General features: G+C 61.9%; 23 protein-coding genes and 1 pseudogene. 10 read left to right on the top strand and 14 right to left on the bottom strand.

Annotated elements, in window-relative coordinates:
• Together VH564_RS18730 and VH564_RS18725 are read left to right on the top strand one after the other, a co-directional pair.
• Nucleotides 1–603 (top strand): annotated as a pseudogene (locus VH564_RS18730) (efflux RND transporter permease subunit); the annotation flags it as partial.
• Between the two features lie 99 nt (nt 604–702).
• Nucleotides 703–1,830: an alpha/beta hydrolase gene (locus VH564_RS18725; protein ID WP_423341364.1), complete on the top strand. Its 1,128-nt coding sequence runs from the start codon at nt 703–705 to the stop codon at nt 1,828–1,830.
• Nucleotides 1,831–1,859: 29 nt separating this feature from the next.
• On the opposite strand, the gene VH564_RS18720 is transcribed toward VH564_RS18725, so the two are convergent.
• Both VH564_RS18720 and VH564_RS18715 read right to left on the bottom strand, forming a co-directional pair.
• Nucleotides 1,860–2,000, bottom strand: coding sequence for a DUF2256 domain-containing protein (locus VH564_RS18720; protein ID WP_423341363.1), 141 nt, complete (start codon nt 1,998–2,000; stop codon nt 1,860–1,862).
• 37 nt (nt 2,001–2,037) lie between these two features.
• Nucleotides 2,038–3,585, bottom strand: coding sequence for a cryptochrome/photolyase family protein (locus VH564_RS18715; protein ID WP_423341362.1), 1,548 nt, complete (start codon nt 3,583–3,585; stop codon nt 2,038–2,040).
• A gap of 253 nt (nt 3,586–3,838) precedes the next feature.
• Here VH564_RS18715 and VH564_RS18710 point away from each other — a divergent pair, with 253 nt between their 5' ends.
• Nucleotides 3,839–4,645: an SDR family NAD(P)-dependent oxidoreductase gene (locus VH564_RS18710; protein ID WP_423341361.1), complete on the top strand. Its 807-nt coding sequence runs from the start codon at nt 3,839–3,841 to the stop codon at nt 4,643–4,645.
• A gap of 88 nt (nt 4,646–4,733) precedes the next feature.
• On the opposite strand, the gene VH564_RS18705 is transcribed toward VH564_RS18710, so the two are convergent.
• Together VH564_RS18705 and VH564_RS18700 are read right to left on the bottom strand one after the other, a co-directional pair.
• Nucleotides 4,734–6,200 carry an ROK family protein gene (locus VH564_RS18705; protein WP_423341360.1) on the bottom strand — a complete coding sequence of 489 codons (1,467 nt, stop codon included), beginning with the start codon at nt 6,198–6,200 and terminating at the stop codon, nt 4,734–4,736.
• A gap of 15 nt (nt 6,201–6,215) precedes the next feature.
• Complete coding sequence (locus VH564_RS18700; RefSeq protein WP_423341359.1) at nt 6,216–7,133, bottom strand: tagatose-bisphosphate aldolase; 918 nt, start codon at nt 7,131–7,133, stop codon at nt 6,216–6,218.
• 263 nt (nt 7,134–7,396) lie between these two features.
• On the opposite strand from VH564_RS18700, the gene VH564_RS18695 reads away from it, so the two are divergent.
• From VH564_RS18695 to katG, 5 genes are all read left to right on the top strand, one after another.
• Nucleotides 7,397–8,308: a sugar-binding transcriptional regulator gene (locus VH564_RS18695; RefSeq protein WP_423341380.1), complete on the top strand. Its 912-nt coding sequence runs from the start codon at nt 7,397–7,399 to the stop codon at nt 8,306–8,308.
• 167 nt (nt 8,309–8,475) lie between these two features.
• Nucleotides 8,476–9,468, top strand: a complete 993-nt coding sequence (locus VH564_RS18690; protein WP_423341358.1) for an ABC transporter substrate-binding protein — start codon at nt 8,476–8,478, stop codon at nt 9,466–9,468.
• A 101-nt stretch (nt 9,469–9,569) separates the two neighbouring features.
• Complete coding sequence (locus VH564_RS18685; RefSeq protein ID WP_423341357.1) at nt 9,570–10,634, top strand: ABC transporter permease subunit; 1,065 nt, start codon at nt 9,570–9,572, stop codon at nt 10,632–10,634.
• Entirely contained in the window at nt 10,627–11,373 is a 747-nt protein-coding gene (locus tag VH564_RS18680; RefSeq protein ID WP_423341356.1) for an ATP-binding cassette domain-containing protein, read from the top strand. Before VH564_RS18685 ends, VH564_RS18680 begins: the two co-directional genes overlap by 8 nt.
• 226 nt (nt 11,374–11,599) lie before the next feature.
• Nucleotides 11,600–13,795 (top strand): catalase/peroxidase HPI, encoded by a 2,196-nt coding sequence (gene katG, locus VH564_RS18675; RefSeq protein WP_423341355.1) that lies wholly within the window; start codon nt 11,600–11,602, stop codon nt 13,793–13,795.
• A 116-nt stretch (nt 13,796–13,911) separates the two neighbouring features.
• On the opposite strand, the gene VH564_RS18670 is transcribed toward katG, so the two are convergent.
• From VH564_RS18670 to VH564_RS18640, 7 genes are all read right to left on the bottom strand, one after another.
• Complete coding sequence (locus tag VH564_RS18670; protein WP_423341354.1) at nt 13,912–14,658, bottom strand: SDR family oxidoreductase; 747 nt, start codon at nt 14,656–14,658, stop codon at nt 13,912–13,914.
• A 39-nt stretch (nt 14,659–14,697) separates the two neighbouring features.
• Nucleotides 14,698–15,036, bottom strand: a complete 339-nt coding sequence (locus VH564_RS18665) for a hypothetical protein (protein WP_423341353.1) — start codon at nt 15,034–15,036, stop codon at nt 14,698–14,700.
• Nucleotides 15,037–15,117: 81 nt separating this feature from the next.
• A complete protein-coding gene (locus VH564_RS18660) occupies nt 15,118–16,215 on the bottom strand; it encodes a substrate-binding domain-containing protein (protein ID WP_423341352.1) in 1,098 nt (365 codons plus the stop codon).
• 47 nt (nt 16,216–16,262) lie between these two features.
• On the bottom strand, nt 16,263–17,303 hold the full coding sequence (locus VH564_RS18655; RefSeq protein ID WP_423341351.1) for an ABC transporter permease: 1,041 nt from the start codon (nt 17,301–17,303) through the stop codon (nt 16,263–16,265).
• 18 nt (nt 17,304–17,321) lie between these two features.
• Nucleotides 17,322–18,818, bottom strand: coding sequence for a sugar ABC transporter ATP-binding protein (locus VH564_RS18650; RefSeq protein ID WP_423341350.1), 1,497 nt, complete (start codon nt 18,816–18,818; stop codon nt 17,322–17,324).
• A 110-nt stretch (nt 18,819–18,928) separates the two neighbouring features.
• Nucleotides 18,929–19,822 carry an NAD(P)-dependent oxidoreductase gene (locus VH564_RS18645; protein ID WP_423341349.1) on the bottom strand — a complete coding sequence of 298 codons (894 nt, stop codon included), beginning with the start codon at nt 19,820–19,822 and terminating at the stop codon, nt 18,929–18,931.
• Nucleotides 19,823–19,907: 85 nt separating this feature from the next.
• A complete protein-coding gene (locus VH564_RS18640; RefSeq protein WP_423341348.1) occupies nt 19,908–20,672 on the bottom strand; it encodes an SDR family oxidoreductase in 765 nt (254 codons plus the stop codon).
• A 129-nt stretch (nt 20,673–20,801) separates the two neighbouring features.
• Here VH564_RS18640 and VH564_RS18635 point away from each other — a divergent pair, with 129 nt between their 5' ends.
• Nucleotides 20,802–21,743 carry a 2-hydroxyacid dehydrogenase gene (locus tag VH564_RS18635; RefSeq protein ID WP_423341347.1) on the top strand — a complete coding sequence of 314 codons (942 nt, stop codon included), beginning with the start codon at nt 20,802–20,804 and terminating at the stop codon, nt 21,741–21,743.
• A gap of 11 nt (nt 21,744–21,754) precedes the next feature.
• The gene (locus VH564_RS18630) at nt 21,755–22,786 is read left to right on the top strand and encodes an L-idonate 5-dehydrogenase (protein WP_423341346.1); all 1,032 of its coding nucleotides are present in this window, start codon (nt 21,755–21,757) and stop codon (nt 22,784–22,786) included.
• A 14-nt stretch (nt 22,787–22,800) separates the two neighbouring features.
• On the opposite strand, the gene VH564_RS18625 is transcribed toward VH564_RS18630, so the two are convergent.
• From VH564_RS18625 to VH564_RS18615, 3 genes are all read right to left on the bottom strand, one after another.
• Nucleotides 22,801–23,790, bottom strand: a complete 990-nt coding sequence (locus VH564_RS18625; protein ID WP_423341379.1) for a LacI family DNA-binding transcriptional regulator — start codon at nt 23,788–23,790, stop codon at nt 22,801–22,803.
• Between the two features lie 220 nt (nt 23,791–24,010).
• Nucleotides 24,011–24,805, bottom strand: a complete 795-nt coding sequence (locus tag VH564_RS18620) for a universal stress protein (RefSeq protein WP_423341345.1) — start codon at nt 24,803–24,805, stop codon at nt 24,011–24,013.
• A gap of 196 nt (nt 24,806–25,001) precedes the next feature.
• Nucleotides 25,002–26,210 (bottom strand): alpha/beta hydrolase family protein, encoded by a 1,209-nt coding sequence (locus VH564_RS18615; protein ID WP_423341344.1) that lies wholly within the window; start codon nt 26,208–26,210, stop codon nt 25,002–25,004.
• Nucleotides 26,211–26,357 lie beyond the last annotated feature (147 nt).

The following is a 26,357-nucleotide window of genomic DNA, read 5'->3' as shown; positions in this document are numbered from 1 at the left end:
CGATCGTTAGCGAACTGCAGGGCAAGGTCGATGAATTCCGCAAGACCCTGCCGCCGGGCTACAGCATCGTCAATGGTGGTGCTGTCGAGGAAAGCGGCAAGGCACAGGGACCCATCGCGGCTGTCGCACCGCTCATGCTGTTTGCCATGGCAGTTGCAGAGTTTCAGCCGGTTGTTCCTTGTGTTTGCCGTCGCGCCGACAGCCCTCATCGGCGTGGCGTCGGCGCTGCTGCTCAGCAACGCGCCCATGGGGTTCGTGGCGATCCTCGGCATTCTGGCGCTGATCGGCATCCTGATCCGCAACTCGGTCATCCTCGTGGTCCAGATCGAACATCTACGAAGCGAGGGAAGACCTCCCTGGATGGCGGTCATCGAAGCGACCGAGCATCGCATGCGGCCAATCCTGCTCACTGCCGCCGCGGCCACGCTTGCCCTCATTCCTATCTCCCGCGAGATATTCTGGGGACCTATGGCCTATGCCATGATGGGCGGTATTGTCGTCGGAACGGTTTTGACCCTACTGTTTCTACCGGCACTCTACGTCGCCTGGTTCCGCATTCGGCGTGAAGAGGAACCTGTCGAGCATGAGCCGATCGCCACGTGAGGCGATCCCCCAGGCGCCCGGATTTCGCAGCTGGGCGCCGGCCTACCGACGACCAAGGCCGGCCCTGAGGGTGTCGCCAGAATACAGGATTGTGCTCCGATGATGTTCCCCGACCGTTCCACGCGTCGCCTCTCGCAGGTGGTGGTCATGATGGTTGCTGTCCTTTCCGGCTGTGCCTCCAGGCCTTCCGCGGCTGTGCTCGATCCGGTTCATCCGGCCAACCTGCCGGAGAAGCGCATCGTCATGCTGACGGCGACGAACCGCGACAGCCTGGGCCCATCCCGTGGCTTCGGCGTGAACTGGGCGCAGTCCGTGGCCTACCAGAGCTACGAGATGTCGGTTCCACCCGCCCACAAGCCGGCAACCATCGAATACCCGAAGGATCGCCCCGACCCGCAACAGCAGTTCGTGGTGACACGCCGGCAAGACCTTTCCGAAGCGGGATTCGTCGCCGCTGCGGCCAACTCGGTGGGCCCTGACGGAAGCGTGCAGATCTATGTCCACGGCTACAACAATTCTTTCCAGGAAGCGCTCTACCGCGAAGCGCAGGTGACTGCCGATTCGGGCCTCCAAGACCCCATCATGTTCTCCTGGCCTTCCCAGGCCTCGATCGTCGGATATGTGGCGGACCGCGACGCAGTCCTCTACTCGCGACACGACCTCCAGACAGTCGTGGCCGCCCTTTCCTCGGCCAAGAAAATCAAGCGCATCGTGTTGTTCGGCCACAGCATGGGCGGCTTCCTGGTGATGGAGGTGGTCCGTCAGCTCAAGCTCGAGCATCGCGAGGATGTCATCGGCAAGCTCCAGGTCGTGCTTGCCTCGCCCGACATCGATGTCGACGTGTTCCGATCCCAGCTGAAGGAGATCGGCAAGCTGAAATATCCGCCAACCTTGCTGATCTCGAAGGTCGACCGCGCCCTGGCCGTGTCCAGCTTCCTCGGAGGCGAGCGCCCACGCGTCGGCCGGCTCGATGTCAGCGATCCGCGCATTCAGCAGGCCGCCTTGGAAAACGATATCACCTTGATCGACCTCACTTCGCTGAAAGCCACGGATGGGGTCGGCCATGACAGGTTCGCATCGCTGGCGCGGTTTGCAAAGCAGTTGGAGGCACTCGACCGGACGCCGGCAGCTGCGGCTTCACGCGTTGGCACCTTCGTCTTCGACGCGGCAGGCGCCGCGGTCTCCAGTCCCTTCAGGCTGGCCTCGACCGTCGTCAGTGGAAAGTAGCAGACCTCGGCCTCAACGCCGAAGGACCTTCACTTCGCGCGGCGGCAGCGGTCCGAGCAGAACTTGACCTCGCTCCAGTTCGCCGCCCACTTCCGACGCCAGGTGAATGGCAGGCCACAGCAAGCGCAGATCTTGGTCGGAAGATCGCCCTTCTTTTTCATTTTCGGCATGGGCAAGGCCTTTCGGGTGCGGCGCGACGAATATGGCTCATACTCGCTGCCCGGCGTCCATTTTCGTCAAAAACGATGCGGCGCTCTCGCGATAGGACCGTCTCTTGCTCTCGTCCATGCGATGCCAGGATGCATAGATCTGCGCGAGGCGGTGGTTGGTCGAAAGAGTTTCGCGGTTTCGGTCCAGGAAATCCCAATAGAGCGCGTTGAACGGACAGGCGCCGTCGCCGGTTTTCCTGGTGACGTCGTAGCTGCAGTTTTCGCAGTAGTCCGACATGCGGTCGATATAGGCGCCGCTTGCTGCATAGGGTTTGGAAGCCATGAAGCCCCCGTCAGCGAATTGGCTCATGCCGATCACGTTCGGTAGCTCCACCCATTCGAAGGCATCGGCATAGACCGAGAGATACCATTGATGGACGGCATGCGGGTCGAGTGCGGCGAGCATCGCAAAATTCCCGACGACCATCAGCCGATGGATATGGTGGGCATAGGCGTGGGTCATGGTTTGGGTGATGACGGTCGACAGGCACGCCATGTCGGTCTCGCCGTTCCAGAAGAACCAAGGGAGCGGTCTCTCGGCATTGAAGACGTTGCTGTCCTCATAGCCCGGCATCTTCAGCCAGTATATGCCCCTGATATATTCTCGCCAGCCGATGATCTGGCGAATGAAACCCTCCACCGCATTCAGCGGCGCCGAGCCCTCGAAATAGGCCCGCTCCGCCGCCCGACAGACCGACAGGGGATCGAGCAGCCCGATGTTGATGTAGAACGACAGCAATGCGTGATTGAGAAAGGGCTCATCCCTCAGCATTGCGTCCTGGGTCGCACCGAAATTCGGCAGGAAATCGACGATAAAGGCCTCCGCCGCCTTTTCGGCATCCGCAGCGGTGACGGCAAATCCGAAGTTCCGGGTCGAGCCCATGTTGTCGGGGAAGGACGTCTCGACGAGATCGAGTACTCCAGCGGTTATCGGGTCGGGCTTGAAGACAGGATGTTTCGGGCGGAAGAGGTCGGGCTGGGCGGGCCTGCGGTTCTCCGCATCGAAATTCCACTTGCCGCCCTCTGGCTGCTGTCCCTGCATCAGCAAGCCGGTCTTCCGGCGCATGTCGCGATAGAAATACTCCATGGTGAGGGATCGCCGACCGTCCGCCCACCGCCGAAATTCCGGCTTCGCGCAGAGGAAGCGCGTGTCGGCCCTAATTTCGACCGGCACACCGACCATCGCGGCCCAGCCCTCCATCGCATTCAGGACGCGCCATTCGGAGGCTTCCGTGGCGATGATTCGCTTCGGCATGACCTCTGACAAAAGCCGCATCAGCTCGCCGGTAAAGGAGCCGGCATTATTCGGGTCGTCTAGACGGGTGTAGTGGAGCTCGAAACCGCTGGAGCGCAGCTCTTCGGCGAAATGGCGCATGGCGGAGAAGATCAGCGCGATCTTCAGCTTGTGATGCGGCACATAGGTGGCCTCCTCCATCACTTCGCACATCAGGATCGCATCCTGCGCCGGATCGGCATCCTCCAGGCTCGACAGCGATTGCGACAGCTGGTCGCCGAGTATGAAAATGAGGTTACGCACAGGCTTCATCGGCAGGCTTTCGGATTGCGACTTTCGGTTTGCAGTACGCTGAGGATGATCAGCCGGATTGGTCTGATATCAACGATAAGGCTGCGATGCCCGATGCGGCACCGCTCCGGCGTGCAGCCTCAGAAGGCAACTCTGCCACGGCATCCCGTTGAATTCGCCTGAGTTCCGCATATGTCTAATTTGGGAGCGGGGATTACGACCTGCGCAGAATGGGAGAGAGAATGTGCCGAACCTGGGTGGAACTGTCTGCATCGTGACCGGCGCTGGCCGGGGAATCGGGCGCGAAACGGCGCTGCATCTGGCCAGGGCCGGTGCGGCGGTCGCCTTGATCGCCAGAACATCCACCGAGATATCCGAGACCGAGTCGCTCATCCAAGCCGAAGGCGGCAAGGCGCTGGCCGTGGCGGTTGACCTCGTCGATCGCATGGCGGTGGAAAGGGCAATACAGTCAATCGTCGACACGCTCGGACCTGTCGATCTTCTTGTCAATAACCACGGGTCCTTCCGGGCATTCGGGCCGATCTGGGAATGCGACCCCGACACGTGGTGGCAGGACGTCGAAATCAACCTGCGGGGCAGCTTCCACACATCCCGCTGCCTGGCGCCGGGAATGCTGGCCCGCGGCCGGGGACGGATCGTCAACTTCGTCGGCGGCGGCACCGGCAACAGCTTTCCGCACGGCTCGGGCTACGCGTCGAGCAAAGCCGCGATCATGCGCTTCACGGAATGCCTCAACGACACGACCAAAGAGGGTGGGGTTCTGGCCTTCGCCGTCGATCCGGGCCTGGTGCGCACGCCGATGACGGAGCTGCAGGTGTCGTCGGAGGACGGCAAGAAGTACCTTTCCGCCATCCAGACGCTGTTCGACGAAGGTGTCGACCTGCCGCCGTCGCGCGCCGCGGCCCTGATTGTCGATATTGCCTGCGGGCGCTTCGATCCGCTCGCCGGGCGACTGTTGAGGGGCGCAGACGACCGGGATCAGCTTGAGCGTGAGATGGCGGCACTGGTTGATGACGACGGCCGGGCGTTGCGCTTCACCAAGCTGTTTTCAGAGACCTGATACCAGCGCCGAATGCTTGGGTTGACGGCACCGGGATACACCGGATGCCAATGAACCACCGAGGCGGACAGCATGCGCTGCCCGCCTTTCACGCGGCATTCATGTTTTTCATCCCGGAGAGGGTCGCTTTGGCCCAAGCGACGACGGGCCGGTGGTCGGAGACACCGAGCGTCTCGACATCGTAGACCGGCCCCAGCCGGCAGGGCTCCGCGCGCCTGGCAAGTTCGATCAACTCGGGAATGTAGGCCGCTCCCGGATGTCCGGGAAGACGTCCCTCCAGTCGGGCTGCGTATCGCTCCGCCACCACCTCTGCCGGCGCGTGGCACCACACCTCGGCAATATCGGTCGTGCCCGACATGGCAATATGCTCGCGCAATAGCTCCATCGGCTGGAAGCCGAACCAAGCGTCGACGATAAAGGTCGAGCCATCGGGCGCATCGCGGATGACAGACCAGATCGCCTTGTAGCTCGCCTTGCCGAGGGTCCGGTTGAACAGCCGGTCGACGCCTTCGATATGTTCCAGAAACGGATCCTTGATCGTGTCGAGTGCAAGGATCGGCCAACCGGTAGCCTCGGATACGGCATGCGACAGGCGGCTTTTGCCGGATGCGGGGATGCCGTTGACCAGCAGGACGCGCTTGCCGCACGCCTGCCGGGACGGCCAGCCCTGCAATTGCCGGGCAGTCTCGAGCGCTGCCAGCCCGGCGCCAACCACGCCGGCGTCATCACCCAGCGCCGCGCATCGCAGCGGCGTCCGGTTCCAGCCGGATGTCTCGGGAAGGAAGCCGAGCGCTTCGACCGCTGCTTGTCCCATGCCGCCGCCGAGCAGCATGATCGCCGGGTCAAAGGCCGCCGACAGCGTGGAAATCGCAGCGCGCAACGGTCCCGCCCAGTTCTGGATGACAGCAAGTGCCCTCTTGTCTCCGGCCCGAGCCAGGACCGATATGTCCTCGAAGCGGGTGCCAGTTGGATAGCCGGCCTCTTCGAGATGGCGGCCGAGCGCCGTGCCGGAGGATTCCGTTTCCACGCAGCCTGTCTGTCCGCACAGGCAGCGGCGACCACTCCCGTGATTGACGACAAGGTGGCCCAGTTGCCCGGCACTTTGTTTGCCGCTGACGATGCGGCCATTTTCCATCGCCGCACCGCCGATGCCGGTACCGATGGTCAACATCACGGCGCTGCGGGCGCCGCGCGCGGCACCAACACCGGTTTCCCCGAGAAGGGCCATGCTGCAGTCGTTGGCGACGGCGACGGGCTTGCTGAATCTGTTCTCGATCAGCTTCTTGAAGTCGCATTGCGACAGATCGAGGTAGCCGCCTGACAGAACGATGCCCGCTTCGGCATCGACCCTGCCGGGAATGCCGATCCCGATCGCGACCACGTCGGCGCTGTCCGCCTGGCCTATGAGGTCGGTGATGATGCCGATCGCCGTCTGGCGGTCCCGGCTACCCGCAACGATCGTCTTGCTCAGGATTTCCCCGGCCGCCGAGATGCGGGCGGCCCGGATGTTTGTGCCACCGATGTCGATGCCAATTGCAGACGGATGCTTTGTCATGTCGGTGACCGGACCTCATGCCGCCTTGCTGGTTCGTGTCCCAAAGTAGCGTGCGATGATGGCCTGGATATCCTGCAATCTCGAGACCGCGACCGTCGAAAGCTTCTGTGCCGAGACTTCCCTGTCGATCGAGATGCAGTCCTTCCAGAGCGAGCGACCGGCAATCACGCCCGATGCGCCGTTTTTCATCGCTGCCTCCACCTGGACCAGGAACGTCTGATGATCGACGCCCGCCGAAAGCACGGCCCAGGGAACGTTGCCGGCAAGGCGGGTAATCTCCGCACAGGCTTCTTCGGAACCCGGATAAGGGATCTTCAGCACCTTAGAGCCCAGCTCGAGGCAGGCGCGCGAGCCCTCGCGGATCAGCATCGGCAGTTTCGCCTCATAATCTTCAGAGCTCTCACCTTCGAGCCTATAGGTCAGGAACTCGACGACCAGAAGCATGTCCTCGCGGCCGAAATCGGCGATGAAGCGCTTCAGTGTCTCGAGGTTTTCCCTATTCGCTTCGGGAACGTCCATTCGCAGATAGACCATGATTTTGCCGCCGGTGCCACCCAGCTGCCGGACGCGACGGGCGTCTATCCCCTCGACCATCTTGGATATGCGATAGCCCTCAGGAGACACATCCCAGCCGGAGGCGTCGAGGCCGATCAGCAGTGCCGTGTCGCGGGGCAGAATTCCCCGATCAACCAGATGCGGCACGGCGCAAATCGGATCGACCAGCACGCAACCCGCATGGGCTGCGAGATGACGGGTGATATCAGCCTTTGTGTCGCCCAGCATCTCGTTGCTGATCTTCGCCTGCTCTTCCGGGGAAGAGGCGAGCAAGCTGCGCATTCCGCCGCGCTGGTCGCAGGCAATCACCATCATCGCCCCGTTGGCGCCGCAGATCTGCTGATATGCGCGCTGCTCCGCTGTCGTCATTGCTGTCATCGCATCCACTCCCTATCCGCTCATCAATCTGCGGCTGTTGATCAATCGCTCGACGGAGCCAGCGAAAACGGTCACAATTCTGCTGCTCGCAGGCCGGATGGCAATGCGATTGGGTAGCCTGGAATCTAAGGCATTCGAGCAGGATTGCGGTTTGGCCGCTTTTCAGCGATAACTCCTCCAAGTCACGTTCATGTAACACGTTTCAGAAAGGAATTGCAAGCGTGCCTCCGCAGCCTTCGCAAGAAACTCCAGCGTCCCGGGCGATGCTGCACATGGTTGCAAAGCTGCACTATGAGGCAGACATGTCGCAGGTCGATATCGCCAAGAAGGTCGGTGTCTCAACCGCGACCGTGTCACGCCTGCTGCAAAAGGCGCGGGCCGTGGGAATCGTTAGGATCGAAGTCCTGGATCTGGCATCACCCGATGAGATCAGCCTCGAGCTTGTGGCGGCGCTCAATCTCAAACGCGCGGCGGTGATCGATACCCCGCCATCCGGAGTCCTGGCTGCTCTTGCCGCGCCCTTGGGGAACCTTCTGAAGGAGGAGGGCCTCGGCAGCGGTTCTGTCCTCGGCATCGGCTGGGGGAGGGCAATTCGCGAAGTGGTGATGGCTGGGCTGCCGCGCATTCCGGGGATGCTGGTGGTACCGCTGAACGGCGGCATGCAGCAGGCGGCGCCGCACTTCCAGATCAACGAGTTCGTGCGTCAGGCAGCCGAGCATCTCGGCGGCGTCCCGCACTTCCTGCACGCCCCCTATCTGTCATCGACCGATCTGCGCGAAGCTTTTCTCAGCGACCCTTCGGTGCGGGAAACCACAGGTCTCTGGGACCGGATGGAGTGCTGCATCGTCGGGATCGGCCTGCCCCATGCGATCAATCCGCCGGAAGCCAGCGCCGCCACATTGAACGAGCAAGCCTTGAGCGCGGTCGGCGACGTGATCCGTCATTACGTCGACATCGACGGGAAGCCGTTGCCCTGGGAGGGCGAGGAGCGGATGATCGCCGCCTCGCCTGAACAACTGCGCCAGACGGGACTGGCCATCGGCGTTGTCGCCACCGTCGAAAAGGCAGCCGGCGTGATCGGCGCGGTCCGGGCCGGAATGATCAATGCAGTCGTCACCGACACGGCAACGGCTCAGGCCATTTTGACCATTCTCCGCGAACAGCCTGCCGCATAGTTTTACTCGCACGGCGACGATCGCCAACACGCCGAAGCGAATAGAAATTCGTTTCAGGAAGATATTTCACTTGACGAAGGGTACGTCGCGGCATGAGGATCATGTCAGCCGGCTTCCAGGAGGGGTAGCCGTCTGACTCAGAACATCAGCTCATAATGGAGGAGACTATGGAGCGTCGTTCATTCTTCAAGATTGCCGCAGCGGCAACAATTGCCACGTCCGCTGCCCTGACCGCCGGCCATGCCGGTGCCGCCGACAAGAAATACACCATCGCACTCGTTCCCGGCCTGACGACAGACGCCTTCTACATCACCATGCGCAAGGGCGCCGAGGCTGCGGCCAAGGCTGTCGGTGCCACGCTGGTGTTTCAGGGCGCTCCCGACTTCAACCCGGTGACGCAGGTTCCCGTGCTTGATGCCGTCATCGCCAAGAAGCCCGATGCGATCCTGATTGCCCCGACGGACAAGGATCAGTTGATCCAGCCGCTGAAGAAGGCGTCTGACGCCGGTATTCCGGTCATCACCGTCGACACGTTCATCGGCTCCGGTGTCTACCAGACCGGTGCCGGCAACGCCGACTTCCCGCTGGCCTATATCGCATCCGACAACGTGCTCGGCGGCGAGATCGCAGCGCGCGCGCTTGCAAAAGCCGTTGGCGACAAGGGCAAGGTCTATGTCTCGAACGTCAAGCCCGGCGTATCGACCACCGACCAGCGCGAAGAAGGCTTCAAGAAGGAGATGGCTGCAAACCATCCGGGCATCCAGGTCCTCGACACTCAGTTCAATGACAACGATGCCAACAAGGCAGCATCGCAGGTGCAGGCGGTGTTCGCCCGAAATCCCGATCTCGTCGGCGTGTTCGGCGCAAACCTGTTCTCGGCGCTCGGTTCGGCAACCGGCGTGAAGCAGGCGGGAAAATCAGGCGCCGTCAAGGTCGTTGCCTTCGATGCACCGACCAGCATCGTCGACAACATCAACTCCGGCCTGGTCGATGTCGCCATTGCCCAGCATCCGGCTGAAATCGGATATTTCGGCGTCATGGCAGCCTATGCCCACCTGACCGGCAATTCGATTCCGACGGCGATCGGCACCGGCTTCACCATCATCGACAAGTCGAACGTCACAGACCCGAAAGTCTCCAAGTACGTCTACTCTGATTGATCCATAGGGCGCCCGCGGCCGACATCGTCCGCGGGCGGTTTCCAGCGACATCTGTCACGCATGCAGCCTTCGGGCCGCAGACCCTAGTATTGGATAAAAACATGGCAAGCACCGTTGAAACACCGCCGAAGGCGGACCTGCATGTCGCGCCCCAGGCCGATCATGCCGACCAGGCAAAAAACCTGATCACGCGGATCGCGCAATTGCGCGCCTGGCTTTTTCTCGCCGCACTGATCGTCCTGTTCGAGATCTGGGCGCGCCTTTCCTTCGGCGGCACCTTCGTCTTCTCTCCCTTCAACTGGCAGTCGATCGGCATTTTCGCCATTGCGCCGCTGCTGCTGGCAATCGGCCAGACCTTCGTCATCATTTCCGGCGGCATCGATCTGTCGATGGGCTTCATCATGGGCCTTGCCGCCGTGGTGGCCGCGCATGTGACCAATATCGCCGGTCTCTACATGCCGCTCCCAATCGCCATGGTGGTCGGCATCGCTGTTGCGATCGCGGTCGCCACCATTCCCGGCATGGTCAATGGACTGCTGATCTCACGCCTGAAGGTTCCGCCCTTCATCGGAACGCTCGGCATGTTCGGCGTTGCCCGGGGTGCGGCCTTTCTGCTCGCCGGCGGTACGACCGTGCCGGTCAAGAACGAATATTTCGCCATCCTCGGCAACGGCAGCATCTACGGCATCCCCTATCTCGTCATCGTCACGGCGGTGTTCGTGCTGATCATGCACTATCTTCTCAGCCAGACCCGCTTCGGCCAGCACAATTACGCGATCGGCGCCAATGTGCAGGCTGCGCGCCGGGCGGGCATCGACATCAAGCGCCATCTGATGCGGCTCTACATCTTGTCGGCTGCCTGCGCCGGCATGGGCGGGGCACTCTATGCCGCCCGTTTCACGGCGGGTGCGGCCCAGGCCGGCGAACCGCTGCTGCTCGACTGCGTCGCCGCCGTGGTGATCGGCGGGGCAAGCCTGTTCGGTGGCTCCGGTTCCATTCTCGGCACGGTCGCCGGAGCACTGGTCATCGCCGTCATCCAGTACGGCCTGGTGTTCCTCAATGTCGAACCCTTCTGGCAGTTCATCGCCGTCGGCGTCGTCATCATCATTTCCGTTCTCATCGACCAGGCACAACGCCGGTTCACCGGAGCCAAGCAAGATGAATAGTCAGACCCCACTGCTCGAAGTCCGCAACCTCTCCCGCAGTTTCGGGGCGGTCAAGGCACTCGAAAACTGCTCTCTCGTCGTGCGCCCTGGCGAGGTCGTGGCACTCGCCGGCGACAACGGGGCCGGCAAGACCACCATGATCAAGACGATCTCCGGCGTTTATCCTCCAACCTCGGGTGATATCCTGATCGAGGGCAAGCCGGTGTCCTTTTCCTCGCCGCAGGATGCGCGCGAAAAGGGGATCGAGACCATCTACCAGGATCTCGCGCTTGCCGATAACCTGACGATCGGCGCCAATATCTTTCTCGGCCGCGAACCGATGAAGAAGGCTTTCGGCTTCCTGCCGGTGATCGACCGCAAGGCCATGGCCGAAGCAGCGCGCAAGACCATGGCGACGCTGGATTTCCATGTGAAAAGGCTCGACGCCCCCGTCAGCAATTTTTCCGGCGGGCAGCGGCAGGCGGTCGCGATCGGCCGTGCCGTCTATTGGAATGCACGGATCCTGATCATGGATGAGCCGACGGCGGCCCTCGGCGTGCCCGAACAGCGCAAGGTCGTGGCCCTCATCAAGTCGCTGAAGGCGCAGGGGCGCGGCGTGGTGTTCATCTCCCACAATCTGCAGGATATTTTCGCCGTCTCCGACCGCATCGTCGTCTTGCGACGCGGCATCGTGGCCGGCGAAAGAATGATCGCCGAGACAAATCATGACGAGATCGTCAGGTTGATGATCGGCGGCTGAAGCAGGATGATCAATTGCCATCGGCGCCGCGGTTGGTATCGCAACGGCGCCGATCCCCGCCTCTTCCAGAGACCCCTTGATAACCTCAGCCTATCAAGACGATTAGGAAATAAGACTTAATTCTATCGTCAACTTTCCTTATAACTCCATCAAGGACGACTTTGGACGGTCACGCGCCGGACAGCGACAGGTCCGTTCGCGAGTTAGATAATCGAGAGGAAAAGCGATGGATAACCCAGTAGACACTTCCGGCAAATGTCCCGTTCCACACGGTGCGTCTTCGGGCGGCACCGGCAAGGGCACGCGCGGGAACCGCGATTGGTGGCCCAATCAGCTGGACGTGCAGATCCTGCACGGACATTCGGTTCGCTCGGACCCGATGGGTGATTCCTTCAACTACGCCGAAGAATTCAAGACGCTGGACCTCGACGCCGTGAAGCAGGACCTTCACGCGCTGATGACTGACAGTCAGGAATGGTGGCCGGCGGACTTCGGCCATTACGGCGGTCTCTTCATCCGCATGGCCTGGCACAGCGCCGGTACCTATCGCATCACCGACGGTCGTGGCGGCGCGGGCCAGGGGCAGCAGCGCTTTGCGCCGCTCAACAGCTGGCCGGACAACGTCAATCTCGATAAGGCACGCCGCCTGCTGTGGCCGATCAAGCAGAAATACGGCAACAAGATCTCCTGGGCCGATCTGATGATCCTCACGGGCAACGTCGCGCTCGAATCGATGGGCTTCAAGACCTTCGGTTTCGCCGGCGGCCGTGCCGACGTCTGGGAGCCGGAAGAACTGTTCTGGGGCCCGGAAGGCACCTGGCTCGGCGACGAGCGCTATAGCGGTGAGCGCGAACTGGCGGAGCCATTGGGCGCCGTGCAGATGGGCCTCATCTACGTCAACCCGGAAGGCCCCAACGGTAATCCGGACCCACTCGCCTCTGCCCGCGACATTCGCGAAACCTTCGCCCGTATGGCGATGAACGACGAAGAGACCGTCGCGCTGATCGCCGGCGGCCACACCTTCGGCAAGACGCATGGCGCCGGCGACCCCTCGCTGATCGGCGTCGAGCCGGAGGGCGGCGAGCTCGAGGCCCAGGGCCTCGGCTGGCATAGCAAGTTCGGCACCGGCGTCGGCAAGGATGCGATCGGCGGCGGACCTGAGGTCACTTGGACGCAGACACCGACGCAGTGGAGCAATTTCTTCTTTGAGAACCTGTTCAACTTCGAATGGGAGCTGACCCATAGCCCGGCCGGTGCCAAGCAATGGAAGGCAAAGAACGCCGAACCTTCGATCCCGGATGCCTTCGACACGTCCAAAAAGCATCTCCCCACCATGCTGACCAGCGACCTCGCGCTGCGTTTCGATCCGATCTATGAAAAGATCTCGCGTCGCTTCCTCGAAAACCCGGATCAGTTCGCCGACGCCTTCGCCCGCGCCTGGTTCAAGCTCACCCATCGCGACATGGGCCCCAAGGTGCGTTACCTCGGCCCGGAAGTCCCGGCTGAAGATCTGATCTGGCAGGACGTCATTCCGCCGGTCGATCACCCGCTGATCGATGACAAGGACATCGCCGACCTCAAGGCCAAGGTGCTTGCCACCGGTCTGTCTGTGCAGGAACTGGTGTCCACCGCCTGGGCATCCGCTTCGTCCTTCCGTGGTTCGGACAAGCGCGGTGGCGCCAATGGTGCTCGCATCCGTCTCGCGCCGCAGAAGGATTGGGAAGCCAACCAGCCGGCACAGCTGGCCAAGGTTCTGGCCGTTCTCGAAGGCGTTCAGAGCGAATTCAACGCCGCCCAGACCGGTGGCAAGAAGATTTCGCTGGCCGATCTGATCGTGCTTGCTGGTGCGGCCGGTGTCGAAAAGGCCGCCAAGGCTGGCGGTCACGATATCGCCGTGCCGTTCACGCCCGGTCGGATGGATGCTTCCGAAGCGCAGACCGATGCTGCCTCCTTCGCCGCGCTGAAGCCGCGCGCCGATGGTTTCCGCAACTACATCGGCGGCCGCCAGTACATGAAGCCGGAAGAGGCGCTGGTGGATCGCGCCCAGCTGCTGCAATTGAGCGCGCCGGAAATGACTGTTCTGGTCGGTGGGCTCCGCGTCCTCGAAGCAGGCCAGCCGGAGCACGGCAAGTTCACGACCCGTCCCGGTGCCCTGACGAACGACTTCTTCGTCAATCTCCTCGACATGGGCACCCAGTGGTCGCCGATCGAAGGCAAGCAGGGCGTCTACGAAGGCCGTGATCGCAAGACCAGCCAGCCGAAATGGACAGGCACGCGTGTCGACCTGATCTTCGGCTCCCACGCACAACTGCGCGCGATTTCCGAAGTCTATGCGGCATCCGATGCGCAGGAAAAGTTCGTGAAGGACTTCGTCAAGGCCTGGAACAAGGTCATGAACGCGGACCGCTTCGACCTGCACTGATCCCCATCACGCCTTTGGGCACGGCCTTGTGCCGTGCCCAAAGTGCTATAGGCGCTCTGACAATCGTAGAGCATCTTGCGGGTGCAGGGCTCCTTAATCCAGGTGGTCCCGCCCGCTCAGCCGCGGCCAATGAATGGCATGCTGGATGCCATCAGCGTGATGAACTGGACGTTCGCGTCGAGGCTCATGTTTGCCATCGACAGCACGGTCGATCCCACCAATGCAACATCCATGGTCGGCTCCACGGCAATCGTTCCGTCTGCCTGCGGCACGCCTTGGGCCATGCGGGTAGTCATATCCGTGGCAGCATTGCCGATATCAATCTGCGAGGCCACGATGTTGTGGATACGACCGTCGAGGCTGATCGACTTGGTGAGACCGGTGACGGCGTGCTTGGTCGCGGTATAGGCGGCCGAGCCCGGGCGCGGCGTATGGGCCGAAATGGAGCCATTGTTGATGATGCGGCCGCCCTGTGGCGATTGGTCCCGCATGGCCCGGTAGGCCGCGCTGGCGCAGAGAAACATACCGTTAAGGTTGACGGCAACCACGGACTGCCATTGTTCGAAGGTCACATCGCCGAAATTTGTCGTCGGCGCGCCGACGCCGGCATTGTTGAAAAGCACATCGAGACGGCCGGCCTGCGCCTTGACGGTCGCAAACAGTGTATCGACGGAATGAGGATGTGTCACATCTGTCGGAACGATGAGGGACGTGCCGAGCCTCGCAAGGGAAGCCGTTTCCTGCAGCGGCTCCTGGCGCCGACCTGCCAAGGCGACGAAGTAGCCGTCGTTAAGCAGCGCCAGGGCTACCGTTCGGCCAATTCCGGACCCTGCGCCGGTGACAACTGCGACCCGTTGATCCATCTTTCGTCATCCTATCATTCGTCTGGCACCCAGGCCGGCTCAGATGGCCGCTGGGGTGTAATCGTTGGCGGTAAACAGGTGATGGTGCACCCGGCCGGTAAACATCTTGAGAAGTTCGCCGCTCACCTCCCGACTTTCATAACGCACATCGGACTGCAAGGCGGCATCCACTGTCTCCATGTCGGCGTAGCGAATGGCAAGTGCCATCGCATAGGGCGGCGCACCTTCGTCACGATCCAGACCGTCCAGGACCCGGACCTCTTCGGCACCTGGAAACCGCGTCCAAAGCGGCACCAGCCGCTCCTTCACGAAGGCGCGGAACTCGGCCTCCCTGCCGGCATGGATTTCTCCTTCGAACAAAGCATAGCGGACAATCATCGGTGTTTCCAATGGATGAAGGGGAACGGGTGCAGGGGGGAGGGAAGCCCCGGGCGGCTGCTCGCGCCCGGGGCATTGATCTTACTTGCCCCAGATGGACTTGTAGTGATCGCGGTAACCGTTGTCGGGATCGAAGCTGTTCTTCGGGCCGCCGTCGAATTCGACATTGGCTGATGTGACCACATGCAGCGGCGAGACATAGCCGGACCATGCGACACCGGCGAAGGCGCGGTTCAGCTCGTCGACAAGCTGCCAGCCCTGCAGATTGAGCGGCTCAGCGACGGTAACAGCCTGGTATTGCTTGGCGCGAATGCGCTGATAGGCGCTCTCGGAGCCATCACCCGCCGCGACATTGACGGGCTTGCCGTCACCGGCAATGCCAGCCGATGCGAGCGACGGACCCATGAAGTCGAAGTAGAGATCGTTGATCGCCAGGGAGTGCGTCCACTTCTCTCCGTACTTCTGCAGCAGCGAGGTTGTGAGCTGCGGCATGCGCTGCGACGTCTCGGCAATCGGCGTATCGACATATTCGAGCACCGTGCCGCCGAGGGACTCGATCTCCTTCTTCATGCGGTCGGCCTTGGCGATGGCGATCGCGTAGGTGCTGTCGGTGAAGATCACCACGCCCGGCTTGCCGCCGGCATCGACGAAGGCCCAGTCGGCCGCTGCCTTGGAAACTTCCATGGCATCGGTGGTGACATTGGCGAAGACGCCGACATCAGGCACGGGGCCGACATTCGATGCCGCATGCCAGGACACCATCGGAATGCCGGCCGCCTTTGCCTGCTCCATGGCCGGCTTCTGTTCGACCGCGTCGAAGCCATCGATGATGATGCCGTCGGGCTTCAAAGCCATGGCTTGGCCGAAGGCCGCGGTGCGGCCGCCGATCGAGCCGGCGCCATCGAGCGCGGTGACCTTCCAGCCGAGCGCACCGGCCGCTTCCTGGACGCCGGTGACGACGCCGAGAATGCCGCCGTTCTTCATATCCCCGGCCAGAATGACAATGTTCTTGCCGGCCGCTCCCTTCGGCCCGGTCGTCGGGCCGTCCCAGCCGGTGACCTTCGACGCATATTTGTCGACAACCGCCTTGGCATCGGCCATGGGGTCGGCGAAGGCGGGCAGGCTGGTCATCAGGGCGAGGGCCGCGACGGTCACCTGCAACATCGTTCTGCGATTCATGTTCACTCCTCCATTGGTTTCGAGAGCCGGACCAGAGCCGGCGCAGTTCACTTGGACGCGGGCGTGATCCTCCTCACGGCACCGCGCTTGCGCTGGGCGTATCCGGCTATGCCGATGGCAATGAGCAGGGTGACCCCATTGAAGAGCGGCTCGATGAAGAACGAACCGCCGAATTGCTGAATACCGGATATGCCGACCGCAAGAATGATCACGCCGATCAGCGTTCCCCAGACATTGACGCGGCCGGGCTTGATCGTCGTCGAACCGAGGAAGGCGCCGACCAGCGCCGGCAGGAGATATTCAAGCCCGACGCTCGCCTGGCCGATGCGAAGCTTGGAAGCTAGCAGCACGCCGGTAAGGGCGGCCAGAAGGCCCGACGTCACGAAGGCGCCGATGACAAATTTGCGCACCGGAATGCCGTTCAAAGCCGCCGCTTTCGGATTGGCGCCGATGGCGTAGAGGTAGCGCCCGACCGGCAGATATTCGAGCACAACCCACATGGCGATGGCGATACCCAGCACATAGAAACCGGTGATCGGCAGGCCGAACAACATCGTCCCGTTCAGGGCATAGAAGCCCTGCGGCAGAACACCGACAACCTGGCGGCCTCCGGTGTGCCAAAGGGCGAGCGCATAGAGGACGGTCCCTGTGCCGAGTGTTGCTATGAAGCTGTCGATCTTGGCGACCTCGACCAGCAGACCGTTCAGGAAGCCGGTGAGGGTGCCCAGCGCCAGAACGATCAGGACGGCAACGGGCCAGGGGAGGCCGTAGGCGGTCTGCAGGCTGATGGCGAGGATATGCCAGAGCACGATGCCGTAGCCGACGGTCAGATCAATGCGGCCGGACGCCATCGGGATCATCGCGGCAAGCGAAAGCAGCGCGATGATCGCCTTGTCCGAAACGATGGAGCGGACGTTGAGAAGCGTGGGAAAGGTTGTCGGCAGCAGAACCGAAAACAGCAGGATGAGCCCGATTGTCAGGATCACCAAGCCATAGACAGGGATCAACCGGCCGATTTTCTGTGCGGTCGACAAGCCCGCCATTTCGCCCTTTGTCGGCTCCAGCGCTGTCGATTCAATGGATTGCATGGCTTTGTTCCTCGATTTTCATGCCGCTTCGGACGCGGAGGCCGCGGTGATGACTGCCTCCGTGGTCAAAGCATCGCCGGTGAGTTCGCTGACGATCCTTCCGCGCGAGAACACCAGTGCCCGATGGCAGATATGGGCGATTTCCTCAAAGTCGGTGGAGACGACAATCACCCCCAGACCGGCGTCGAGCGCCTGTGTGATCAGGCGATAGATTTCCGCGCGGGCGCCGACGTCGACGCCGGCCGTCGGGTCCTCGCAGACGAGCAGCTTGCGGCCCGTCGCAAGCCAGCGGCCGACGACGACCTTCTGCTGATTTCCACCCGAGAGGGCCTCGACCGGCAGGTCAGGGTCGTTCGGTCGCAGGCCGACGGAACGGCCGATGGCGAGCGCAAGATCGGCCTCCCGTCGCGGCGAGAGAAACGACAGCAGGCCGCGCCCGACGGCACCCGGATTGAGATAGGTGTTTTCACGCACCGAAAGCGACATCGCAACGGACTCTTCCGTCCGGTCCCGGGCCATCAGGCCGATGCCCGAAGCCATGGCGGCACGCGGGCTCGACAGATCGGGTTCGGCATCATGCAGCAACACACTCCCGGAAAAAGCCTCGCAGCCGAAGAGTGCCCGTCCCACCGTTTCCTGGCCAGCGCCGCGCAGGCCGACGAGGCCCAGCAATTCGCCCTGGCGTATGTCGAAGGAGACCGGGCTGGTACCGGCACAGACCAGATCGCGGACCTCAGTGATCGGCTTGCCCGGAGCCGTCGGCTTCTTGGCAAAGAGGTCGAGGTTGCTGCGACCGATGATCATCGTCACAAGTTCATCGGGACTGGTGTCGGCAACGGCCTTTTGCCCGACCATCTTGCCGTCGCGCAGCACAGCGACACGGTCGGCAATCCGGAATATTTCATCCAACCGGTGCGAGACGTAGATCATCCCCACGCCGCGTGCCTTCAGCGGCCGGATCGCGTCGAACAACCGGTCGACTTCATCGGCAGGAAGGCTGGCCGTCGGTTCGTCCAGAACCAGGACGTCCGCTTCCACGGCAAGAGCCCGGGCGATGGCGACCAGCGATTTTTCCGTGCGGCTGAGCGATGACACCCTGGTCGTCGGATCGAAGTGGCAACCGACGAGCTTCAACGCGTCCTCGGCCCGCACCTGGGTGCGCTTCCAGTCGATCATGCCGCTACGCATCGAAAAGCCCTGCGCCAAGCCCATATTTTCGCCGACCGTCATCCATTCGATCAGCCCGAGATCCTGATGGATGAAGGCGACCGGCTGGCGTTCATTGGGCCTGGAGGGGCGATGATGGTAGCTCTCGCCTCGGAACAGGATGTCACCGATATCAGGCTTGTAGATACCGGCAAGGGTCTTGATCAGAGTCGACTTGCCGGCGCCGTTTTCGCCCAGCAGCGCCAGGATCTCACCTTCCCGCAAATCGAAAGAGACATCGCTCAGCGCCCGGGTGCCGCCGAACGTCTTGGTGATGGCCTGAAACTCAAGCAGTTGTCTCGCTTCCACCGATGCTCCTCCCAAAGCCACCGTTCATGAAATTCATGTTATCGATAACATTAGACGGCGGTCAAGCAAAAATCTGCGACGAGGCTGAGGGCGGATGATGGTTTGAACCGCTAGCCTGCGAGCGAGCCATCGAGAAGGCGCATCATCTCGGCCGAATCCCGGGGGCCGAGACCGGCGACGCAGAGCAGCCGGTGGATTTCTGTGACGGCACTTGTCATCGGAAGGGGTGTCCTGGTCTTCAACGCGAAGGCTTGCAGCGAGTCGAGATCCTTCAGCATGTTGTCGATACGGCCGGTCGGCGAAAAGTCGCGAGCTGCAAACTTTGCCGTGAACTCTTGCAATATTCGATTGTCTGCCCGGCCTCCGGCAAGAGCGGCCGGCAGCATGGCGGGATCGACGCCGCCTGCCTCCGCCAGCTTGACGGATTCAGCCACGGCCTGGAAAAGCACCGCGCAAAAAAGCTGATTGATCAGCTTCGTGGTCTGGCCGGCGCCCGTGCCGCCCATCAGCGTGTAATTGGCAGCCAGATGCTGCATGACGACACGGGCCCGTTCGAAGTCCGCCTCGCCGCCGCCGGCCATGATCGTCAGGCTTCCCGAAAGCGCGCCGGGTACACCACCCGAGAGCGGGCAGTCCATCCAGCCCATGCCGGTTTCAAGCCTGAGCCGGCTCGCCATCGAGGTCGTTTCGGTGGGATCGATGGAGGACATGTCGATGAGCAGCTTCTCCGGCGATGCCGCCGCAGCCACGCCGCCTGCACCGAAAACGACGGATCGGACGATATCCGCATGATTGAGGCTGAGAATGCAGAACTCGGCCACCGCTGCCGCATCCTCGACGGATCGGGCAGGGGTTGCGCCCTTCGCCGCGAGCAGGGCGACCTTTTCCTTGTCGAGATCGAAAACCGCAATCTCGTGCCCCGTCTCGATCAGGCGGGTGGCGATAGCCGTGCCCATGATGCCGGCGCCAATGACGGCGATCCTGGCCTTTTCTCCCTCTCGCATGCTTCCTCCTCCCGCATCCCGGACCGCAGCATCAACCACAGAGGCCGAGTTCATCGGCCGCTATCGCATCGCCCCAGATGCCGCCCTAGAGGCATGTGGTGATGCCACCATCCACATAAAGCGTGTGGCCGTTGATAAAGGAAGAGCCTTTGCTGGAAAGAAAAACCGCCGCGCCGATCAGCTCCTGCACATCGCCCCAGCGCCCTGCCGGCGTCCGCTTTTCCAGCCAAGCGGTAAATTCGGGATTGTCGACAAGAGCCTGGTTGAGCGGCGTTTTGAAGTAGCCAGGCGCGATGGCATTGATCTGCAATCCGTGCTTCGCCCAATCCGCGCACATGCCGCGGGTCAGATTGCGAACCGCCCCCTTGGTGGCCGTGTAGGGCGCAATGCCCGGACGCGCCAGTTCGCTCTGGACGGAAGCGATATTGATGATCTTTCCGCGACGCCTGGAGATCATTCCCTGGGCAACCGCCTGTCCGACGTAGAACACGCTGGAGATATTGGTGGCCAGCATCAACTCCCATTTGTCCGCCGGAAAATCCTCCAGAGGCGAACGGAATTGCATGCCGGCATTGTTGATAAGGATATCGATCGCGCCCAGACGCTCCTCGATCGCGGCCACACCCTGGTCGGCGGCATCTTTCTGGGTGACATCGAAGACGGCGGGATAGGCCTTGAAGCCCTTGCCTCTCAGGGTGTCGACCGCATCCGCGACAGCATCCTGCCTCCGCCCGTTGACAACCACGTCCGCGCCATAGCTTGCCAGCCCTTCCGCAAGGGCAAAACCAATGCCCTGGCTCGAGCCGGTAATCAGCGCACGATGACCCGTTAAATCGAATAAGTCCCGCATCTGGCCTCCTCAACGCTCTGTCAGCAACGCCGGACAGTAGCATCCGCACGGGGTGAAACACCACTTGACATCAACACCGAATTATATGTTATCGATAACATAATCAACCGGCAAAGTGGAGGAGAGGACATGCCGAAACCGGATATCCTGATGACCGGCGCCTATCCTGACTGGGACATGGAGGAGCTGGAAAGGGACTACGTCGTCCATCGGTTGTGGGATGCGGCTGACCGACAAGCTCTGCTGAACGCTGTTGGCAGGGACATCCGGGCCATCGCCACCAAAGGCGATCTCGGCGCCTCGGCCGAGCTGATGACGGCATTGCCCAATCTCGAGATCGTTTCCTGCTACGGCGTGGGCACCGATGCCATCGATCTTTCCCACGCTCGCAGCCGTGGCATTCGCGTCACCAATACGCCCGATGTTCTGACCGACGACGTCGCCGATATTGCCATAGGCCTGCTTCTGGCTGCGGCCAGGCAGATCGCGCAGGGAGATGTGTTCGTACGCGCGGGCACCTGGAGCAAGCGGGCGATGCCTCTGGTTACCCGCGTTTCCGGGAAAAAGGTGGGCCTCGTCGGAATGGGGCGGATCGGCCAGGCTATCGGCCAGCGGGCTGCAGCGTTTGGCTGCGAAATAGGTTATTTCGCCCGCCACAAGCGGGAGGAAGTCGGCTTTGCTTTCCAGCCCGACCTTCTCGCCTTGGCGGCCTGGGCCGACTTCCTGGTGGTGATCGTTCCCGGCGGGGAGGCGACCCGCAACATCATCGACGCTGATGTCCTGAAGGCGCTCGGACCGCGGGGTATCCTGGTGAACGTTTCGCGCGGCTCGACCGTGGACGAGCCGGCTTTGATTGCAGCTCTCGAGGGTCGAATGATCCAGGCGGCCGGCCTCGACGTGTTCTGGAACGAACCCGACATTGATGCCCGCTTCTTGAGCCTCGACAATGTCGTATTGCACCCCCATCATGGCTCGGGAACAGTCGAGACGCGCCGGGCGATGGGCAAGCTCGTACGCGAGAACCTTGCGGCACATTTCTCCGGCGCCCCCCTCCCGACACCCGTCATCTGAGGTCAAGACCGATGAAAGCACTGGTCATTCACGCCGCCAAGGATCTTCGTATCGAGGAGCGAGAGGCCCTGCCTCCAGGGCCAGGGCAGGTAGAAATCGCCATCCAGGCCGGCGGCATCTGCGGTTCGGACCTCCATTACTATAATCATGGCGGCTTCGGCACCGTGCACCTGCGCGAACCGATGATCCTCGGGCACGAAATCGCAGGCACGATCAGCGCCGTGGGCGAGGGGGTCGAAGGCCTCTCCATCGGCGAGCGCGTCGCCGTATCGCCAAGCCGACCCTGCAATCATTGCCACTATTGCCTGAAGGGGCAGCAGAACCAGTGCCTGCACATGCAATTCTACGGCAGCGCCATGCCCATGCCCCATATCCAGGGCGGTTTTCGCCAGCAGTTGGTGGCGGAAAGCTGGCAATGCCACAAGGTCGGCGACGGTGTCTCCATCGAGGAAGCCGCCTTTGCCGAACCCTTCGCGGTGACGCTGCACGCGGTCAATCGCGCCGGCTCCATGCTGGGCAAGAGGGTCCTGGTGACCGGCTGCGGCCCGATCGGCGCGCTTGCGATCATTGCCGCCCGCCTGCACGGCGCCAGGGAGATCGTCGTGACCGACGTGATGGATCACGTTCTCACGCTCGCACAGGGCATCGGTGCCGATCGGACGATCAATGTCGCCACCAATCCCGAGGCGCTGTCGGCCTACGGCGCGAACAAGGGCTATTTCGACGTGATGTTCGAGGCGTCGGGCAACGAGCGGGCAATGAGGGCGGGACTGGAGGTGCTCGCACCACGCGGCGTGCTGGTCCAGCTCGGCCTCGGTGGTGATGTCTCGCTGCCCCAGAACATGATCGTTGCCAAGGAGATCGAGATCAGGGGCACATTCCGGTTCCACGAGGAGTTCGGCTTGGCCGTAGACCTCATCAACAACCGACGGGCCGACCTTAAGCCGCTGCTGACGGCCGTCTATCCGATTGGCGATGCCGTCGCGGCTTTCGAGGCAGCGAACGACCGCAGCAAGGCCATGAAAATTCAGATTGCCTTCTGAACAGTCCGTTCGGATCAGGCGCTTTCGCGCATCACGACCTTGTAGCTGGTGAGGGTGATCTCATCGCCGCGCCGTTCTCCGCCCTGGATTGCTTCCAGCAGGCGGGCGGCGGCCTGGCTGCCGATCCCGTAGCAGTCGGCATTGATGGTCGTAATGCGCGGGTGGCAGATCGAGGAGATTTCATAATCGCCGAAGCCGGCGATCGCGATGTCTTCCGGCACCCGCATGCCGCGGCGCTGGCATTCCATCAGTGCTCCGAAGGCCGAAAGATCGGACACGCACAGGACCACCTCCGTATCCGGCCAGCTTTCCAGCAGGCTGACGATCGCCTGCGCGCCCTGCTGCATGGTGATCGGCGGAACGCCGAAGGAAATCGCGCGACCGGGGCCGAGACCGAGCTCCTCGACCGTCTTCAGGAAGCCGCTCCGCCGCTGGCTGCCGCGCGTGTCGCGCGCCGTCGTGCCGCCTATATAGCCAAACTTACGGTAACCTTTCTCCGCAAGGGCGCGAACCAGCAGCGACATGGCTTCGCCGTTCGAAAAACCAACGACGTGATCGATCGGCTTCTCGGGAATTTCCCATGTCTCGACAACCGGGATATTGGCATTTTCAAGCATGCGGCGTGCCCGTGGCGTATGCGATCCGCCCGTGAGGATGATGCCCTCAGGCCTACGCCGCAGCATCGACTCGATCAGCTTCTCCTCCTTTTCGGCGGAATAGTCGGTGTAGCCCAGAAGCAGCTGCAGCCCGGTATTTTCCAGCGCATCGGTGATGCCGCGCGCGGTGTCTGAAAAGTTCGAGTTGTTGATGGAGGGCACCAGCGCCGCGATGAAGCCGGTGCGCCGGGACGACAGGCTGCCCGCCGATTGATCGAGTACGTAGCCGAGCGCGTCGACCGCCTCCATGATGCGCTTGCGGGTTTCTTCGGAAACGCTCGCATCCTGGCGAAAGGCGCGCGACACCGTCATTGCCGAGACGCCGACGGATTTGGCGACCTCGGCCATTGTCAGCTTCTGGATGTCGCGCGGCGAGGCACGATTGGACCTGCTGCTGTCCGGTCTCTTCACTTTATGTCCATGCCTAATTCAGTGCCTGAACGCCAAGGTTGCTCGACGTAAGGACACCGACACTAAAGTTATCGATACCATCAGACAATGGGAAATGCGTGTGCGCGGCCATCGAGGGTGGTGCGCCGAGAAATCCCGCGACGGACGCTGTAGACAATCAGTGGCAGAAAAAGATCGGCAGGTCGGTCTTGTCCATCACGGTCCTGGTCACGCCACCGAAGATGGTCTGCAGAAATTCCCCATGGCGATAGGCGCCCATCAGCAGGCAATCGGCGCCCAACCGATGTACCTTTTCAAGAAGTTGGGTGCCGAGATCATCCTGATGGCTCTCGATCACATGGGTAACGGGCGTCACACCGCTTTCGGCGAGGAGCGCGATAGCGCTGTCAAAATACTCCTCTGACGGTGAGAGGACATGCACCATGCCTGCCGCTCGAAGCCACGGTTCGGCCTTCGCAAGGCAGTGTCGGACCTGCGCATCGTCGTTCCAGGCGATGGCGATGGACGCGCCGATGACAATCGGAGCGCTTTGCGGGAGCGGCGGTACGAAAAGCACCAGCCGCTGGTGGTCGAAGACCGCTGCATGCAGGGCATCGCGTGCCTCCATCGACTGCGGCCGCGAAATGGTTATGAGGCCTGCGTTGCGGACCAGCGTCCCCACGCTATCGCCCTCAACCTCCCGCCAGGCGACAGCTTTTCCCCGGTCGCCGAGGCTTTTCGTCCAGTTGTCGAAGATGGCTCTGGTTTCGCCAGGCTGCTCGGCTGTCCCCTCGTCCTTCAACCGCAACTCCTGGACGTCGATTTCCTCAGCGCTAAGAGCAATTTTTGTCGGATCGAACCCGACGTGCAGAGCCGTGATGGCCGCGTCACGATCGACCTCGGCTGCAGCAAGCGCCGCTCTCAAACTATCGTGACAGGTTTGCGGGCTCGCAATCAGCGCGATGATATCCATGGATGCTAGGCCTTCCTGCAGTCGACGAAAATGCACCCGCGACCGTTTGGCCAGGCGGGCCGAAGCGGCGGCGCTCGTGAACCAGGTCCCCGATGAACAAAGGACGCCGCATCACTTGACCCGGCGTCCGTGTAACCTGGCGAGCAAGTTCGATTGTTGTCAATCTCGTTTGCCGCGCGTCAAGGCAAGAATGGTATTACTTGCCGTCAAACCAGATCTTCCACTGCGGAACGGCAGTCGCAAACGTGCCGCGATGGGTGGTTGGGCCTGTCGAAACGGCTTCGACATTGGTGTTTCCCGATCCCATCGACTGGGCGTAGGTCATGGCCATGCGGCCGACGCCCGTCGTGATCGCCTCGTCCGTTTCGCCGTAATAATTCCGGACCGGCGACTTGATCACCCAGCGATAGGACTGCGCCGTCATAATCAGTTTGCCGAAGGCGGAATTGGCGAAATATTGCGGATCGAAGTATTCCGGTCGAATGAGCTTGTGCAGATCGGTGGTGATATCTGAGGCAGTGAAAGGCTGGCGATCATAGGCTTTCTTGGCGATGTCGTAGTATTCGTCAGTCAGCAGCGAGTGCGCGAGGCCGGGGACACCGTAGTAGTTCTCGTAGGCGAAGGAGGAGAGGATCACGATACTGTTGAGCCAGACGGCATCGAATTTCCGAGGATAGACAAGAAAACCCTCCATCAATGCGTAGACGTCGAGGGGTGCGCTTGCCGTGGCCGCGCCGTCGACCTTGACGCCAGCCGCTTCCAGCTTTTCCAGCATCGCCATGGTGACGAACCCGCCCTGCGACCAACCCGCCAGAAAAAGCTTGTCGCTGGAAAGCTTCATGTCAGCGAGCACGGCACGGCTGGCGATGAGCAAGTCGTAGGTTGCCTGCTGATGGCTGCCCTTGACCATGTAGCCTTCAGGCTCGGTGGAAATGCCAAGGCCGAAGTAGTCAGCGCCGATCAGCAGATAGCCCTGACCTGCGAATTGCGCGATCATCAACTGTGTCTCGGGCGACTGGTCCGCGAAGGAGGGCACCTGCTCTCTGCCGTAGACGGTGCCGTGCTGGTAAGAGACGGTGGGGAACGACTTGCCATCGGTGTCCGGTACCGCCAGCAGGCCCGAGGTCACGGTCGGTTTATTGCCCATTTCCGGGATCACGGAACTATAGGTGATCCGATAGAGACGCACGGCATTGCGAGCGGGCGTGTAGGCAACCGTAATTCCGGCAAAGGCCGGCGTGTCGGTTTTCAAGATCGTGTTGAGCTTGTCGACGTCCCAGGTGGCGAGAAGCTCATACCTGATCCCGGAGCCGACCGCGATCGGCCCAGCCTGCGCGGCAAATGCGGGAGAGACTCCCAGTGCCAGTAGCAAAATGCACAACACCGAGCGCACGAAAGGCAACATCCAAATCCCCTGTGTTTAAATGCCAATTTCTCCGCCCGGTTCCCGAGCATCGAACTCCATCGAGCGCAGTTATTCAAGCGCCTCTTAATATTTCATTTCAATATGACTTCGACGCGACAATTTAATGCAGCAAAACCAAGGGATGTT

Origin of the sequence: Rhizobium sp. HT1-10 (genome assembly GCF_049472505.1) — a bacterium.
In the GTDB taxonomy this organism is placed as follows: domain Bacteria; phylum Pseudomonadota; class Alphaproteobacteria; order Rhizobiales; family Rhizobiaceae; genus Rhizobium.
Note: the sequence above shows the minus strand (reverse complement) of the source record. Positions and strands in the feature narration are given on the sequence as shown.

Bases quoted from the DNA above. Each gene is read 5' to 3' on its own strand.
- VH564_RS18725 (WP_423341364.1), top strand. From the start codon at position 703: ATGATGTTCCCCGACCGTTCCACGCGTCGCCTCTCGCAGGTGGTGGTC.
- VH564_RS18720 (WP_423341363.1), bottom strand. From the start codon at position 2,000: ATGCCGAAAATGAAAAAGAAGGGCGATCTTCCGACCAAGATCTGCGCT.
- VH564_RS18715 (WP_423341362.1), bottom strand. From the start codon at position 3,585: ATGAAGCCTGTGCGTAACCTCATTTTCATACTCGGCGACCAGCTGTCG.
- VH564_RS18705 (WP_423341360.1), bottom strand. From the start codon at position 6,200: ATGACAAAGCATCCGTCTGCAATTGGCATCGACATCGGTGGCACAAAC.
- VH564_RS18700 (WP_423341359.1), bottom strand. From the start codon at position 7,133: ATGACAGCAATGACGACAGCGGAGCAGCGCGCATATCAGCAGATCTGC.
- VH564_RS18695 (WP_423341380.1), top strand. From the start codon at position 7,397: ATGCTGCACATGGTTGCAAAGCTGCACTATGAGGCAGACATGTCGCAG.
- VH564_RS18690 (WP_423341358.1), top strand. From the start codon at position 8,476: ATGGAGCGTCGTTCATTCTTCAAGATTGCCGCAGCGGCAACAATTGCC.
- VH564_RS18685 (WP_423341357.1), top strand. From the start codon at position 9,570: ATGGCAAGCACCGTTGAAACACCGCCGAAGGCGGACCTGCATGTCGCG.
- VH564_RS18680 (WP_423341356.1), top strand. From the start codon at position 10,627: ATGAATAGTCAGACCCCACTGCTCGAAGTCCGCAACCTCTCCCGCAGT.
- katG (WP_423341355.1), top strand. From the start codon at position 11,600: ATGGATAACCCAGTAGACACTTCCGGCAAATGTCCCGTTCCACACGGT.
- VH564_RS18670 (WP_423341354.1), bottom strand. From the start codon at position 14,658: ATGGATCAACGGGTCGCAGTTGTCACCGGCGCAGGGTCCGGAATTGGC.
- VH564_RS18665 (WP_423341353.1), bottom strand. From the start codon at position 15,036: ATGATTGTCCGCTATGCTTTGTTCGAAGGAGAAATCCATGCCGGCAGG.
- VH564_RS18660 (WP_423341352.1), bottom strand. From the start codon at position 16,215: ATGAATCGCAGAACGATGTTGCAGGTGACCGTCGCGGCCCTCGCCCTG.
- VH564_RS18655 (WP_423341351.1), bottom strand. From the start codon at position 17,303: ATGCAATCCATTGAATCGACAGCGCTGGAGCCGACAAAGGGCGAAATG.
- VH564_RS18645 (WP_423341349.1), bottom strand. From the start codon at position 19,822: ATGCGAGAGGGAGAAAAGGCCAGGATCGCCGTCATTGGCGCCGGCATC.
- VH564_RS18640 (WP_423341348.1), bottom strand. From the start codon at position 20,672: ATGCGGGACTTATTCGATTTAACGGGTCATCGTGCGCTGATTACCGGC.
- VH564_RS18635 (WP_423341347.1), top strand. From the start codon at position 20,802: ATGCCGAAACCGGATATCCTGATGACCGGCGCCTATCCTGACTGGGAC.
- VH564_RS18630 (WP_423341346.1), top strand. From the start codon at position 21,755: ATGAAAGCACTGGTCATTCACGCCGCCAAGGATCTTCGTATCGAGGAG.
- VH564_RS18625 (WP_423341379.1), bottom strand. From the start codon at position 23,790: ATGGCCGAGGTCGCCAAATCCGTCGGCGTCTCGGCAATGACGGTGTCG.
- VH564_RS18620 (WP_423341345.1), bottom strand. From the start codon at position 24,805: ATGGATATCATCGCGCTGATTGCGAGCCCGCAAACCTGTCACGATAGT.
- VH564_RS18615 (WP_423341344.1), bottom strand. From the start codon at position 26,210: ATGTTGCCTTTCGTGCGCTCGGTGTTGTGCATTTTGCTACTGGCACTG.